This is a genomic window from Halopseudomonas sp. MFKK-1, from assembly GCF_027474385.1.
GTDB classification, from domain to species: domain Bacteria; phylum Pseudomonadota; class Gammaproteobacteria; order Pseudomonadales; family Pseudomonadaceae; genus Halopseudomonas; species Halopseudomonas aestusnigri.
This window is the reverse complement of the sequence record NZ_CP114836.1, coordinates 1,524,466-1,537,664: the sequence shown is the minus strand read 5'-3', so window position 1 is coordinate 1,537,664 and position 13,199 is coordinate 1,524,466. Positions and strand designations below refer to the sequence as shown.

Genomic DNA, 13,199 nt, shown 5'->3' with positions numbered 1-13,199 from the left:
GGTGTTTCCCTTGCGCGATGACGGACGAGGCTTACACCATAGCCAACAGGGTCTCGGCCAGCAACAGCACCAGCAGCGCCATGAACCCGGCGATAATGTCATCCAGCATGATGCCGAAGCCGCCGCCAACCTGACGATCAACCCAGCGGATTGGCCAGGGCTTCCAGATATCGAACAGCCGGAACAGGGCGAAGCCGGCCAGCAACCAGGGCCAGCCGGTCGGTGCCAGCCAGAGCGCAATCCACAGTCCGACGAATTCGTCCCAGACGATGCCACCGTGATCGTGCACGCCCAGATCCGCAGCGGTGCGGTGACACAGCCAGATGCCGAGCAGGGTCGACAGCACGATCACCAGACCGTAGCCGGCAACCGGCAGATGCTGCCAGACCAGCACAAACGGCAGCGCCGCCAGCGTGCCCCAGGTCCCCGGCGCCGGGCGGATCGCACCGCTGCCAAAGCCAAAGGCCAGAAAGTGGATCGGGTTGCGCCATACCGAGGCTGGCGTCGTTTCGTGCGCGTCAGTCATCCGTGCTCCTGAAATGTTGATAGCCGGCCGGGCCATCGATGGGTTTCGGCCCCAGCCCGAGGTCCAGCTGAACTCCCTGCCCGCCCTGTACCTCGCCAATAACGCAGACCGCATGACCCGCCGCACGCCAGCGCTCCAGCTGCGACCGGGCGGCACGCGGCAGGGTAAACAGCAGCACGTAGTCGTCGCCACCACGCAGCATCCAGTCGAGCTGCTGATGCTCGGACCAGCTGCGCAGGGCGTCGGACATCGGCAGTTGCGGACCGTTGATCAGCAAACGCACACCACTGGCACTGGCGATATGCCCGGCATCGGCCAGCAGGCCATCGGAGATATCCAGACCGGCAGAAGCGACCCCGCGCAGCAACTGCCCCAACGCAAGCTGCGGCAGAGGCCGCCAGAACCGGCGATGCAAGTAATCCTGGGCTGCCATCGGCAAGCCCGCGGGCAGCGGCTTGCCAAGCACAACCTCCAGCCCGGCAGCGCCATCACCCAGACTGCCGCCGACGCAGAGCAAGTCACCGGGACGAGCGCCGGAGCGGGTCAGCGCCTGCCCGGCAGGCACCTGACCGAGCACGGTGACGCCAATATTGAGCGGGCCGCGGGTGGTATCACCACCGATCAGGTTGATCCCCGCATCACGTGCGGCGTCGGCCAGACCACTGGAAAACGCCTGCAGCCAGCCGGGCGTTGCCTGCGGCAGGCTCAGCGCGAGGGTAAACCCAAGGGGGGATGCGGCCATCGCCGCCAGGTCACTGACCGCTACCGCCAGGGCGCGATAGCCCAGTTCGGCGGCGGGACAGTCTTTGGGGAAATGCACACCCTCAACCAGGGTGTCGGTAGAAATGACCAGTTGCTGCCCGGCAGCGGGCTGCAGCACTGCGGCATCGTCGCCGATGCCGAGGACAGTGGCGCTGGCATCGACAGCCCGTTCCAGACGCTCAGTGCGAAAGTAACGGGCGATCAGATCAAACTCGTCCAGCGCCATGGCCGGTGGATCAGCGTCCCTTGCGGGCGGCACCGACTTCGGCCTTGCGCAGGCGCGGAGCCAGCTTGTCGAGGATGCCGTTGACGTACTTGTGACCGTCGGTAGCACCGAACGACTTGGCCATCTCGATGGCTTCGTTAATGACCACGCGATACGGCACATCGATGCGCTTGAGCAGCTCGTAGACGCCGATGCGCAGTACGCTCAGCTCAACCGGATCAACATCCTTGATGTCCCGATCCAGCACGCGACTCAGCTCATCGTCGATGTCACCGAGATTGCGCGGCACACCGGTCAGCAGCTCGTGGAAATACGCACTATCCACCTTGCTGAAGTCGTTGTCGGTGCGAAACTGCGCCTCGATATCAAACACCGGCAAATCAGCCATGTGCCAGGAGTACAGCGCCTGCATCGCCAGACTGCGCGCCTTGCGACGGGCCGACGCCTTGGGTCGGCCTGCTGCGGGGGAACTCTGCTGATCGTCCATCAGGCCTCCAGCTGCTTGATGACGCTGACCATTTCATACGCAGACATGGCCGCTTCAGCGCCTTTGTTACCAGCCTTGGTGCCGGAACGCTCGATGGCCTGCTCGATGCTGTCGACTGTCAGCACGCCGAAGGCAACCGGAATGCCGTACTCCAGAGATACCGCACCCACGCCCTTGACGCACTCGCCGGCAACGTATTCGAAGTGCGGGGTACCACCACGAATAACGGCGCCCAGGGTGACAATGGCGTCGTACTGCTTGAGGTCAGCGACTTTCTTGACCATCAGCGGAATTTCAAAGGCGCCGGGAACACGCACGATGGTGATGTCTGACTCCTTGACACCGTGGCGTTTGAGCGCGTCTACCGCGCCCTCTACCAGGCTTTCCACCACAAAGCTGTTGAACCGGCCAACGACCAGTGCATAGCGGCCTTGGCCAGTTACAAAATCACCTTCGATGGTACGGATAGCAGTCATGAACAATCTCTCTGTATAAAGAACCGGCAGGGCGCCAGGCGCTGCCGTGAATCAAATGGGTGACGAAACCTACCTGCGTCTTCTCGCCAATGGGTCAGTCGCAGGGCAGGTATTCTACTACTTCCAGGTCAAAGCCGGATATGGCGTTGAACTTCATCGGGCTGGAAAGCAGGCGCATCTTGCGCACACCCAGATCGCGCAGGATCTGCGAACCGGCCCCAACGGTATTATAGGTCGAGGGGCGGCGTGCCGCCGCGTTGCCGGTCCCCAGGTTGCTGACGTGCTCCAGCAGCGCAGCCGAATCGACCTGATTGCCAAGCATCAGCACCACACCACGGCCTTCAGCCGCCACCCGGCGCATCGCTTCCTGCAGGCTCCAGCGCCCGGCCTCGGGTACCAGGAACAGATCGCGCAGCGGATCCACGTTGTGCACGCGAACCAGCGTCGGCTCTTCCGGCTCAATGGTGCCGAGCGTCAGCGCAAGGTGCACCAGGTCTTCGGTACGATCACGATAGGCGACCAGGTTGAACTGGCCCAGCTCGCTGCTCAGCACCTGCTCGTCGACACGTTCAACCGTGCGCTCGTTGAGCAGACGGTAGTGAATCAGGTCGGCGATGGTGCCGATCTTGATGTCATGCTGCTTGGCAAACTCTTCGAGCTCCGGGCGACGCGACATGCTGCCGTCGTCGTTCATGATCTCGCAGATCACCGCCGACTCGCCAAATCCGGCCATGCGGGCCAGATCGCAGGACGCCTCGGTATGCCCGGCACGCGCCAGCACGCCGCCAGGCTGCGCCATCAGTGGAAAGATGTGGCCGGGGCTGACGATGTCATCGGCGGTCGCATCCGGCGCGGCAGCAGCCTGCACGGTGCGCGCGCGGTCAGCGGCGGAAATACCGGTGCTGACGCCGACGGCGGCCTCGATGGAGACGGTAAACTTGGTGCCAAAACCGGAGCCGTTGCGCTGCACCATCAGCGGTAGCTTCAACCGCTCGCAGCGCTCCAGACTCATCGGCATGCAGATCAGGCCACGGCCGTAGCGAGCCATGAAGTTGATGTGCTCGGCCTGGCAGGCCTCGGCGGCCATGATCAGGTCGCCTTCGTTCTCGCGGTCTTCGTCATCCATCAGGATGACCATCTTGCCGGCGCGAATATCTTCGATCAGTTCTTCGATGCTGTTCAGTTTCATCCGGCCCTCCGGGGGCAGGTTATATCAGGACTTGAGGAAACCGTTTTCGGCCAGAAACGCCATGCTGATGCCGGTGGAGGTCGGCTCGGCGGCTTTTTCGCCCAGTAGCAGACGTTCCAGATAACGGGCGATCAGATCCACTTCCAGGTTGACGATGGTGCCGGGCTGGTAATCGCCCATGACGGTTTCCTGCAGGGTGTGCGGAACGATGTTCAGGTGGAAGACCGCACCTTCCACCGCGTTGACGGTCAGGCTGGTGCCGTCGACGGTAATAGAGCCTTTATGGGCAATATATTTGGCCAGCTCGGCCGGCGCCTCAACCCGGAAATGCCAGGAGCGGGCGTCTTGATGCAGGGACAATACCTTGCCCACCCCGTCAACATGGCCACTGACCAGATGACCGCCCAGACGTGTGGTCGGCGTCAGCGCCTTTTCCAGGTTGACGCGGCTGCCCGGCTTCAGGGTAGAGAGCGCGGTACGGCGGATGGTTTCCTGGCTGACATCAGCCCAGAAACCATCACCGGGCAACTCAACGGCAGTCAGGCAAACGCCGTTGACCGCGATGCTGTCGCCCAATTTGACGTCCCCGAGATCCAGCTTGCCGGTGCGCACATACAGACGCACATCGCCGCCCTTGGGCTGCATGCTCTGGATCTGACCAACCGCTTCGATAATGCCGGTAAACATGAATTGCCTCGCTTTCGCCGTTGCCGGTCAGGAGACCAGCAGACCCAGACCGTAGACAGCAATGAAACCGAAGGCAAAGGCCATCAGCAACAATCCAAAGCTGCGCAGGTAGGTAATGAATGTCAGGCCGGGCATCTTGCTCATGGCAACGATGCCGGCAGCGGAGCCAATTATAAGCAGGGAACCGCCTACACCGACAGCGTAGGTCAGGCCCATCCACTCGGCGACGCTCATCTGCAGGTCGGCTTTGAGCAGTGCAGCGGTCAGCGGCACGTTATCGATCAGAGCAGAGAGCATGCCCATCAGGAAGTTGGCCAGCAGGGTCGGCATAACGTCGTACAGGGCGGTCAGGTTCTGCAGCGTACCGATGTACTGGAGCATGCCAACCAGCAGCAGCACGCCGAGGAAGAACAGCAGCGTCTCGAACTCGATAACGCGGATGTACTCCAGAATCGGATCTGCATCAATGTCTTCATTGAAAAACCGTGCAATCAAAAACATCAGCGCCAGACCGGTCAGAAACGTCAGCACTGGCGGGATCGCAAAGAACAGGCTGAGCAGGATGGTTGCGAGGATAGTCAGCAGGAACAGCGCACCGATTACCTGATCAACGCCACGCAGTTCGTGCAGCTGGCTCTTTTCGATAACGACCTCGTTGCCCATGCCGATCGACAGCAAAGCGGCCAGCAGCAGCACGGCCAGCAGCGCCGGGGCACTGAGCAGCAGCAGGTTGGTGATCTCGACCTTGTCGGCCATAAAGATCATCAGCGTGGTGACGTCGCCGGTGATCATCGCGACACCGCCGGAGTTCACCGCGAACACCACCAGCGTGGCGAAGCGCAGCATCTTGCGCAGCTCCAGATTGAGACTCAGCACCAGCGCCACCGACACCAGGGTGGCAGTGATATTGTCGGCGATGGAGGAAAAGACAAAACAGAATGCGCCGGTCAGAAACAGCAGCTTGCGCTCGGTAATGCGTCCGGGGAGGATGCGATAGATGACGTTTTCGATCAGCCCCTTCTTGTTGAGATAGGCGACGAAGGTCATGGTGGCCAGCAGGAACAGCCAGAGGCTGGCGATATCGGTGATGTTCTCGTTGAGTGCCTCCTGCACATGCTCCCGAACCGCATCGCTCGGCGCCGCGATAAACAGCACCAGCCAGGACAGAGCCCCGAACAGCAGCACCACCTTGGCCTTGTTGACGTGGATAACTTCTTCCAGCACGACCCCCAAAAAGGCCACTACCGCCATGATCCACAGCAGTATCTGCACACTACTTTGCATTGTCTTACACTCTCAGGAAGGGAAAATCGGTCGTGCCGTGATGCGCCAATCCTGGCCAATTGCGCGCATGTCGACGATGGCGACATCCATCGCCTCGCTCATGCTTTCGAAGGGCAACTGCATCAACGGCCGCGCCTGGCTTCCAAGCAGACGCGGCGCCATGTACACAATCAGTTCATCCACCAGTCCGGCGCGCCAGAAGGCCCCGGACAGGCCGGCGCCAGCTTCCACCAGCACCTCATTGCAGCCTCGCCCGGCGAGGGTCTGCAGCACTGCGTGCAGATCGACCTTGCCATCTGCACCAGGGACCGCCAGCAGTTCGCTGCCAGCAGCTCGATAATCGTCGGCAGCCTGTTCGGCACTGGTACTGATAACCAGCGTTGGCCCCGTTTCACGGAAAAAGCGCTGATCGAGCGGCACCCGGCGCAGGCTGTCGATCAGCACGCGCAGTGGCTGGCGCTCGGCGGCGGCCGCCGCCTCGTCGGCCGGCAAGCCGAGTTCAGCGGCCCGCACGGTCAGCGCAGAATCATCCAGCAACACGCTGTCTGCACCGCTGACCACTGCTCCGCTGCGCGCCCGCAGGCGCTGCACATCGGCGCGCGCCGCCGGGCCGGTAATCCATTTGCTTTCACCGCTGGCCATCGCGGTACGGCCATCGAGGCTCATCGCCAGCTTGACCCGCACCCAGGGCAGCCCCTGCTGCATGCGTTTGATAAAACCGGGATTGAGCGCCTGCGCCTGCGCTTCCAGCAGCCCGCAATCGACCTCGATACCGGCTTCGCGCAGCCGGTTCAGGCCATTGCCGGCAACCTGCGGATTGGGGTCCTGCATGGCAGCCACCACGCGGCTGACGCCTGCCTTGACCAGCGCATCGGCGCACGGCGGCGTGCGACCGAAATGGCTGCAGGGTTCAAGGGTAACGTAGGCGGTTGCGCCGCGCGCCAAGTCGCCGGCCTGGGCCAGCGCGCTTACTTCGGCATGGCCTTCACCGGCCCGAACATGCCAGCCTTCGCCGACGATCCGGCCGTCAGCAACCAGCACGCAGCCGACCCGCGGGTTGGGTTCGGTGGTGTAGAGACCCCGCTCGGCGAGCATCAATGCCCGGCTCATCCACTCCCGGTCAGCCGCGCTCCACTCAGGCATCGGATTCGTCCTGATCGCGCCGAGCCAGACGCTCGATCTCTTCACGGAACTGATTGAGGTCCTGGAAACGGCGATAAACGGACGCGAAGCGGATATAGGCGACTTCGTCGAGCTGTTTCAGCTCGCGCATGACCATCTCGCCGACAGCCAGCGCCTTGACCTCGCGCTCACCGGTCGCCCGCAAACGGTGCTTGATATGACCAATGGCCGCTTCGATCTGCTCGACGCTGACCGGGCGTTTCTCCAGCGCACGCTGAAGACCGGCGCGCAACTTGTCCTCGTCGAAGGGCTGACGCCGGCCGTCCTGCTTGATGACCCGCGGCAACACCAGCTCGGCGGTCTCGAAGGTGGTAAAACGCTCCTGACAGGCCAGACATTCGCGTCGCCGGCGCACCTGATCACCCTCGGCCACAAGGCGGGAGTCGATCACCTTGGTGTCATGGGCGCCACAGAATGGACAATGCATGCAGGTTTTCCCAGGTGGATAAAAAACGGCCTACATCTTACCTCGTTGTAGGCCGCGGATGAAATGTGTCATTACATTTCAACTACCAGATTGTCGCACCCGTCAGGGCACGGGAGCCGTCAGGTAACTGTCACGCAGCCTGCGCTTGGCCACCTTGCCGTTGTCATCCCGAGGCAGCACATCGACCAGCTCGACCCGCCCGGGCACCTTGTACCCGGCCATGTTGCTGCGGATAAACGCCTGAATGGCAGCTTCATTCAGCGCCGGGTCAGAAACAGCCACCACGGCCATCAGAGACTCACCGTACTCCGCGTCCGGGATACCGAATACCGCACAGTCGCGCACACCGGGCAGGGTGATCAGCACATGCTCGATTTCCGCCGGATAGATGTTCACGCCACCGGAGATCACCATGTCGGACTGGCGGTCGCAGACATACAGGTACCCGTCGGCATCGAGGTAGCCGATATCACCCACGGTTGCCAGATCGTCCAATCCGGCCTTGGCGCGAGCCGCTTCGTTGTTCAGATAGGTGAAGTCCGGCACCATCGGCTGACGTACATAGATCACACCGGGCTCACCCACGCCGCACTCGCGACCGTCTTCGCTGACGATGCGAATCCGCGTGTCACCGATGGGCAGACCGACGCTGCCCGGCTTGCGCCGCGCCGACTGCGGGTCTTGCAGGGTGATCATGCCGGTCTCACTGGAGGCGTAGGTTTCAAAAATCACGTCGCCCCACCAGTCAAGCATGGCCTGTTTAACGTCCGGAGCGCAGGGCGCGCCGGTCGAGGCAACAAAGCGCACGGACGAAATATCGTACTTGGCGCGCACCTCGGCCGGCAGACGCAACAGGCGGACGTACATGATCGGCACCAGATAGACGGTCTCGATCCGGTACTGCTCGATCAGCGCCAGCGTCTGCTCGGCGTCGAAGCGCGGCATGACCACCAGTGTTTCGGCCTGCTGGATCGCCTGCTGGGCATAGGACGTGGGCGCGCTGTGATACAGCGGCGCGGTCACCAGCGCGCGGGTGCCGGGGGTAATGCCCCAGGCAATCCGGCACAGCTCACGCATATGCTCGGCCATCTGAGCGCGCGCCTCCGGCGGTGGCGCCAGCCGTACTACCCCCTTTGGGCGCCCGGTGGTACCCGAGGTGTAGGCCATGTGCGCCCGCGGCGTGCGCTCGGGACCGTCGTAAGGCGCTTGCTGCGCCAGCCAGCCTTCGTAGTCACGCGCATCCTCAGCGCCGGCACCGACCACCAGCACCTGCACGCCCGCCGGAATCGCGCCATCCAGCGTGGCCAGCAGATCAGCCTCGACAATCAGCACCTTGGCCGCCGAGTCGTTCAGCAGGTAGGCCACCTCATCGCCCTTGAAGTGCCAGTTGATCGGGCAGTAGAAGCAGCCCGCGGTCTGACAGCTCAGGATCGCATCAATAAACGCCGGGCCGTTACGCAGCATCACGGCGATGACATCGCCATCCTCGATACCCATTCGGGCCAGCCCACCGGCCAGCCGCAGCCCCCGCTGCGCAACCTGCTCCCCGTCGCGGCGCAGCTCGCCGCAAACCAGTGCAGCAGTCATGCCTTGCTGCCAAACGGCTGGGTAATACGCGCCAGGCGCGCCTGCGCATCGTGATACTCGCGCTCCAGCTGGCTGACCGCCTCGGCTGTCGAAGTGACTGCAGCAATGCTGCCAACACCCTGCCCTGCGCCCCAGATATCGCGCCAGGCCTTGCTCTTGCTGCTGCCACCGGAACCGAACTTCATGCTGCTCTTGTCACCTTCAGGCAGATTGTCCGGGTCCATGCCGGCATTGACGATACTGGGCTTCAGATAGTTGCCGTGCACGCCGGTAAACAGGTTGCTGTAAACGATATCGTCAGCCGTGGTATCGACCAGCATCTGCTTGTAGGCCGCATCGGCATTGGCTTCATGGGTGGCGATAAAGCGGGTGCCCATATAGGCCAGGTCCGCGCCCATCGCCTGCGCCGCGAGAATCTGCTCACCCTTGGTAATCGAGCCGGACAGAATGATCGGGCCATCGTAGAAGGCTCGGATTTCCGACACCAGCGCGAACGGGCTGAGCTGACCGGCATGGCCACCGGCGCCGGCACACACCAGAATCAGACCATCCACACCCGCTTCAATCGCCTTTTTGGCGTGCTTGACGTTGATGACATCGTGGAACACCAGACCGCCGTAGCTGTGAATCGGGCCAACCACTTCATTGGGTGCGCGCAGGCTGGTGATGATGATCGGCACCTTGTACTTCACGCACAGCTCGACGTCGTGCTGCAGGCGGTCGTTGCTGCCGTGCACGATCTGGTTGACCGCAAAGGGCGCTACCACCGCATCCGGGTTCGCCGCCTTGTAGTCCGCCAGCTCGCTGGTAATGCGCTGCAGCCACTCGTCCAGCACTTCGGCCGGGCGCGCGTTGAGGGCCGGAAACGAGCCGACAACACCGGCCTTGCACTGGGCAATGACCAGGTCGGGGTTGGAGATGATAAACAGCGGCGAGCAGATGACCGGCAGGCTCAGATTACCTTGCAGCACGGTGGGCAGACTCATGGTTCGATTCCTTGTAGTTGTGATTGGACGACTATAGAAGCCTCTACTTTGATCTACAATGCGCACACACAATGCCCAAACTGTTTACCAATCGGCAACAATCATGGATATCAAAACCCTGCAGTACTTCAGTGCCATCGTCGAAGCCGGCGGCATGAGCGGTGCCGCCCGCCGGCTTGGTACCTCGCGCTCGCATATCAGCCGACGTCTGAAGGCACTGGAGCAGGATCTGCAGGTGCAGTTGCTGCGCCGCACCACCCGGCGGGTCGAGCCGACCCAGATTGGCTGGGCACTGTACGAGCACGCCGCCCGCATCAGCCAGGAACTGAGCGCCCTGCAATCAACGGTCGACAACCTCGGCCGCAACCTGCGCGGTCACCTGCGTCTGAGCGTGCCCTCCGCGCTGGGCCAGCAGATCATCGGCCCGCTGCTGCTGGAATTCGCCGACACCTATCCGGATGTAACCCTGCAACTGACCTTCAGCAACCGCATCTTCGATCTGGTCGCCGAGGAAATTGACGTTGCCATTCGCGTCACCAACACCCCGCCGGATACGCTGGTGGCTCGTGATCTGGGTCCCATCGACTGGGTGCTGTGCGCCAGCCCCGGCTACCTGCAACGTGTCGGCAGGCCACAGAACCCGGAAGACCTGCTGCGCTGTGACGTGGTGAGCGTCAAGGTGCCGGATCTGCGCCTGCCGCTGGAGCTGTCCGATGGCAGGCACAGCCAGCAGCTGACCCTGCGTCCACGCCTGCAGACCGAAGACATGCTGTTCCTGCGCCGCGCCGCGCTGCAGGGGCTGGGTTGCGCGCTGCTGCCCTACTACGCAGTGCGCGAGGAGCTGAATGCCGGTAGCCTGACAGCCGTGCTGCCCGACTACCGCGCCCGGGTCGATGCCTGGGGCGATCACCTGTATCTGCTGACCGCGCCCAACCTCTATCCGACCCTGGCCACCCGGGCGCTGATCGAGTTCCTGCGCACCCGGCTGGCCGACATTCCGCTGACGCCGCAGCATCCGGCAGCGGGTGAAGTCGCTACAATACCCGTCTGATTTCAGGAAGCCGACCATGACCCTCGAAGCCCTTACCGCCGAACTGCACAAGGTTCTGCCCGACGCCGCGCTTGTGCCGAGCCGCCTGCCCGGCCTGCCGGAACTGGAGTTGTGGCTGCTCGATCCGAGTAATCTGGACCGCGCCTTCGCCACTGACGAAACCCGCCGGCTGCTGGAGCATCCGCCCTACTGGGGCTTCTGCTGGGGCAGCGGGCTGGCCCTGGCGCGCTGGGTGCTGGACAACCCCGAACAGGTACGCGGCAAGCGGATACTGGACTTCGGCGCCGGCTCCGGCGTGGTTGCGCTGGCCTGCCGCATGGCTGGTGCCGAACAGGCCATCGCCTGTGACCTGGACCGGCCCGCACTGCTGGCCTGCGCCCTCAACGCCCGACTCAACGACATGCAGATCGTGCTGTCCGATGACTACTTCGCCGTCGAAGGCGAGATCGATCTGCTGATCGCCGCCGACGTGCTCTACGACGTCGACAACCGGCCACTGCTCGACCACTTCGCCGAGCGTGCCGACAAGGTGCTGATCGCCGACTCCCGGGTACGCAACCTGAGCCACCCGCGTTACCGGCGCAGCGCCATCCTGCCGGGCCGCACCTGTCCCGACCTGGGTGAGCCGCTGGAGTTTCGCGACGTCAGCCTGTATCAGCTCAACCCTTGACCTTGGCGCCAGCGCCACCATATAAGCCAGACTCGACATCACCGCAGCGGAATAGCCCATGTCATCGCCTTACCTGTTCGACGCCACCACCGATACCTTCGATCGCTATGTACTCGAAAACTCCTTCCATAAACCCGTGCTGGTCGACTTCTGGGCCGACTGGTGTGCGCCCTGCAAGGCGCTGTTTCCGGTGTTGGAGAAAATTGTCGACAGCTACGAGGGGGAACTGCTGCTGGCCAAGGTCAACTGCGATGCCGAGCCCGGCCTGACCGAACGCTTCGGCATTCGCAGCCTGCCGACCGTGGTGCTGTTCAAGGACGGTCAGCCGGTCGAAGGCTTCGCCGGTGTGCAGCCCGAGGGTGCGATTCGCGACTTGCTCGCGCCGCACGTCAACGAGCCCGCTGCCGCAGCCGAAGCGCCGGAAGAGGATCTGGCCGCTCAGGCACAGGCGCTGATCGACGCCGGTCAGCCGCAACAGGCCATTGCCCTGCTGCAAGCCGCGCTGCAGGCCGAAGCCGACGATGCGCTGCTGCTGGTCCTGGCCCGCGCGCTGCTGGCCGATGGCCAACTGGATGACGCCGACAAGGTGATCAACGCCGTCCAGAACAAGGACAGCCACAAACAAGCCCTGAGCGCGCTCAAGGCCCAGCTCAGCTTCGCCCGTCAAAGCGCCGGCTTCGCGCCCCGCGCCGAGCTGCAGGCCCGCCTCGACGCCGATGCCGCCGACAGCGAAGCCCGCTACCAGCTGGCCCTGCTCGATCTCACCGCAGGCCACAGCGACAACGCGCTGTCGGCCCTGCTTGAGCTGCTGCAGCGTGACCGCAGCTGGAACGACGGCGCCGCGCAGAAGACTCTGTTGCAGGTGTTTGATCTGCTCGGTGGCGAGCATCCGCTCACCGTGCAGTACCGCCGCAAGCTCTATCAGGCCCTGTACTGATCGACCGCAGGCTCCCGCGCCGCGCAGCCGCGCGACCGGGAGCCTCAATTCAGGGTTGCCTTAGCGAAAAAATGAAATAAGATAACGTTTTATTTAAAGCCGGAGTCCAACCATGCGCCGCACCCTGCTTGCCCTCAGCATCGCCCTGTTTTCCAGCCAAGGCGCCTTTGCCGAAGACCACCAGCACGCCAGCCTCGGCGCCCACGAGCACGGCGTTGCCAGTCTCAATCTGGTGGTGGATGGCAATCTGGTGAGTCTGGAGCTCGACAGCCCCGCGGCCAATCTGGTTGGCTTCGAGCACGCGCCAGGCACTGACGAGGATCGCGCCACCGTCGCCCGCGTCAAAGCGACTCTCGAGCAGGCCGACACACTGTTCAGCTTCTCCCCGGCTGCCGGCTGCACACTGCAGCAGGTCGAGCTGGAAAGTCCGCTGTTTGCCGCCGACGAGCACGAGCATCATGACGAGCACGCACATGGCGAACATGAGCACCATGATGACCACGACGATCATCACGACCACGAACACAGCGCACATGCCGATATCGAGGGCCGCTTTGACTTCAACTGCTCGTCCCCCGAGCGACTTGAAGCGCTGACCCTGCCGTTGTTCAATAGCTTCCCGGCGATGCAGCGCATTCAGGTGCAGGCCATCACCACCAGCGGCCAGCGTGGCGCCGTGCTGACCGCCGACCAACCCACGCTGTCACTGGACTGAAGCCGCC

Annotated in this window: 15 protein-coding genes; 4 read left to right on the top strand and 11 right to left on the bottom strand. The window is 63.1% G+C overall.

Going from position 1 to position 13,199, the window contains the following annotated elements:
- Positions 1-31: 31 nt before the first annotated feature.
- The 11 genes from O5O48_RS07170 to O5O48_RS07120 all read right to left on the bottom strand — a co-directional run bounded on the left by O5O48_RS07170 (position 32) and on the right by O5O48_RS07120 (position 9,819).
- The gene (locus O5O48_RS07170) at positions 32-526 is read right to left on the bottom strand and encodes a phosphatidylglycerophosphatase A family protein (protein WP_228246426.1); all 495 of its coding nucleotides are present in this window, start codon (positions 524-526) and stop codon (positions 32-34) included.
- Positions 519-1,508 (bottom strand): thiamine-phosphate kinase, encoded by a 990-nt coding sequence (gene thiL / locus O5O48_RS07165; protein WP_434006961.1) that lies wholly within the window; start codon positions 1,506-1,508, stop codon positions 519-521. Before thiL ends, O5O48_RS07170 begins: the two co-directional genes overlap by 8 nt.
- A 16-nt stretch (positions 1,509-1,524) precedes the next feature.
- Positions 1,525-2,001, bottom strand: coding sequence for a transcription antitermination factor NusB (gene nusB, locus O5O48_RS07160; protein ID WP_088277435.1), 477 nt, complete (start codon positions 1,999-2,001; stop codon positions 1,525-1,527).
- Positions 2,001-2,477 (bottom strand): 6,7-dimethyl-8-ribityllumazine synthase, encoded by a 477-nt coding sequence (gene ribH, locus O5O48_RS07155; protein ID WP_104739478.1) that lies wholly within the window; start codon positions 2,475-2,477, stop codon positions 2,001-2,003. The genes nusB and ribH overlap by 1 nt, the downstream gene beginning before the upstream one ends.
- A 94-nt stretch (positions 2,478-2,571) precedes the next feature.
- Positions 2,572-3,666, bottom strand: coding sequence for a bifunctional 3,4-dihydroxy-2-butanone-4-phosphate synthase/GTP cyclohydrolase II (gene ribBA / locus O5O48_RS07150; protein ID WP_228246423.1), 1,095 nt, complete (start codon positions 3,664-3,666; stop codon positions 2,572-2,574).
- 24 nt (positions 3,667-3,690) lie between these two features.
- Positions 3,691-4,353, bottom strand: a complete 663-nt coding sequence (locus O5O48_RS07145; protein ID WP_088277429.1) for a riboflavin synthase — start codon at positions 4,351-4,353, stop codon at positions 3,691-3,693.
- 27 nt (positions 4,354-4,380) lie between these two features.
- Positions 4,381-5,637, bottom strand: a complete 1,257-nt coding sequence (nhaD, locus tag O5O48_RS07140; protein ID WP_228246421.1) for a sodium:proton antiporter NhaD — start codon at positions 5,635-5,637, stop codon at positions 4,381-4,383.
- Between the two features lie 12 nt (positions 5,638-5,649).
- Complete coding sequence (ribD, locus tag O5O48_RS07135; protein ID WP_269688506.1) at positions 5,650-6,780, bottom strand: bifunctional diaminohydroxyphosphoribosylaminopyrimidine deaminase/5-amino-6-(5-phosphoribosylamino)uracil reductase RibD; 1,131 nt, start codon at positions 6,778-6,780, stop codon at positions 5,650-5,652.
- The gene (gene nrdR, locus O5O48_RS07130) at positions 6,773-7,246 is read right to left on the bottom strand and encodes a transcriptional regulator NrdR (RefSeq protein WP_088277424.1); all 474 of its coding nucleotides are present in this window, start codon (positions 7,244-7,246) and stop codon (positions 6,773-6,775) included. The genes ribD and nrdR overlap by 8 nt, the downstream gene beginning before the upstream one ends.
- 102 nt (positions 7,247-7,348) lie before the next feature.
- Complete coding sequence (locus tag O5O48_RS07125) at positions 7,349-8,833, bottom strand: AMP-binding protein (protein WP_269688505.1); 1,485 nt, start codon at positions 8,831-8,833, stop codon at positions 7,349-7,351.
- The gene (locus O5O48_RS07120) at positions 8,830-9,819 is read right to left on the bottom strand and encodes an NAD(P)H-dependent flavin oxidoreductase (RefSeq protein WP_228246418.1); all 990 of its coding nucleotides are present in this window, start codon (positions 9,817-9,819) and stop codon (positions 8,830-8,832) included. The genes O5O48_RS07125 and O5O48_RS07120 overlap by 4 nt, the downstream gene beginning before the upstream one ends.
- A 103-nt stretch (positions 9,820-9,922) precedes the next feature.
- Here O5O48_RS07120 and O5O48_RS07115 point away from each other — a divergent pair, with 103 nt between their 5' ends.
- The 4 genes from O5O48_RS07115 (at position 9,923) to O5O48_RS07100 (ending at position 13,192) form a co-directional block, all read left to right on the top strand.
- Positions 9,923-10,870 carry a LysR family transcriptional regulator gene (locus tag O5O48_RS07115; RefSeq protein WP_228246417.1) on the top strand — a complete coding sequence of 316 codons (948 nt, stop codon included), beginning with the start codon at positions 9,923-9,925 and terminating at the stop codon, positions 10,868-10,870.
- A gap of 16 nt (positions 10,871-10,886) precedes the next feature.
- On the top strand, positions 10,887-11,540 hold the full coding sequence (locus tag O5O48_RS07110) for a class I SAM-dependent methyltransferase (protein ID WP_269688504.1): 654 nt from the start codon (positions 10,887-10,889) through the stop codon (positions 11,538-11,540).
- 58 nt (positions 11,541-11,598) lie between these two features.
- Positions 11,599-12,477, top strand: a complete 879-nt coding sequence (gene trxA, locus O5O48_RS07105) for a thioredoxin (protein WP_228246415.1) — start codon at positions 11,599-11,601, stop codon at positions 12,475-12,477.
- Between the two features lie 112 nt (positions 12,478-12,589).
- Positions 12,590-13,192: a DUF2796 domain-containing protein gene (locus tag O5O48_RS07100; protein ID WP_269688503.1), complete on the top strand. Its 603-nt coding sequence runs from the start codon at positions 12,590-12,592 to the stop codon at positions 13,190-13,192.
- Positions 13,193-13,199: the final 7 nt, after the last annotated feature.

Bases quoted from the DNA above. Each gene is read 5' to 3' on its own strand.
- O5O48_RS07170 (WP_228246426.1), bottom strand. From the start codon at position 526: ATGACTGACGCGCACGAAACGACGCCAGCCTCGGTATGGCGCAACCCG.
- nusB (WP_088277435.1), bottom strand. From the start codon at position 2,001: ATGGACGATCAGCAGAGTTCCCCCGCAGCAGGCCGACCCAAGGCGTCG.
- ribH (WP_104739478.1), bottom strand. From the start codon at position 2,477: ATGACTGCTATCCGTACCATCGAAGGTGATTTTGTAACTGGCCAAGGC.
- ribBA (WP_228246423.1), bottom strand. From the start codon at position 3,666: ATGAAACTGAACAGCATCGAAGAACTGATCGAAGATATTCGCGCCGGC.
- O5O48_RS07145 (WP_088277429.1), bottom strand. From the start codon at position 4,353: ATGTTTACCGGCATTATCGAAGCGGTTGGTCAGATCCAGAGCATGCAG.
- nhaD (WP_228246421.1), bottom strand. From the start codon at position 5,637: ATGCAAAGTAGTGTGCAGATACTGCTGTGGATCATGGCGGTAGTGGCC.
- ribD (WP_269688506.1), bottom strand. From the start codon at position 6,780: ATGCCTGAGTGGAGCGCGGCTGACCGGGAGTGGATGAGCCGGGCATTG.
- nrdR (WP_088277424.1), bottom strand. From the start codon at position 7,246: ATGCATTGTCCATTCTGTGGCGCCCATGACACCAAGGTGATCGACTCC.
- O5O48_RS07125 (WP_269688505.1), bottom strand. From the start codon at position 8,833: ATGACTGCTGCACTGGTTTGCGGCGAGCTGCGCCGCGACGGGGAGCAG.
- O5O48_RS07120 (WP_228246418.1), bottom strand. From the start codon at position 9,819: ATGAGTCTGCCCACCGTGCTGCAAGGTAATCTGAGCCTGCCGGTCATC.
- O5O48_RS07115 (WP_228246417.1), top strand. From the start codon at position 9,923: ATGGATATCAAAACCCTGCAGTACTTCAGTGCCATCGTCGAAGCCGGC.
- O5O48_RS07110 (WP_269688504.1), top strand. From the start codon at position 10,887: ATGACCCTCGAAGCCCTTACCGCCGAACTGCACAAGGTTCTGCCCGAC.
- trxA (WP_228246415.1), top strand. From the start codon at position 11,599: ATGTCATCGCCTTACCTGTTCGACGCCACCACCGATACCTTCGATCGC.
- O5O48_RS07100 (WP_269688503.1), top strand. From the start codon at position 12,590: ATGCGCCGCACCCTGCTTGCCCTCAGCATCGCCCTGTTTTCCAGCCAA.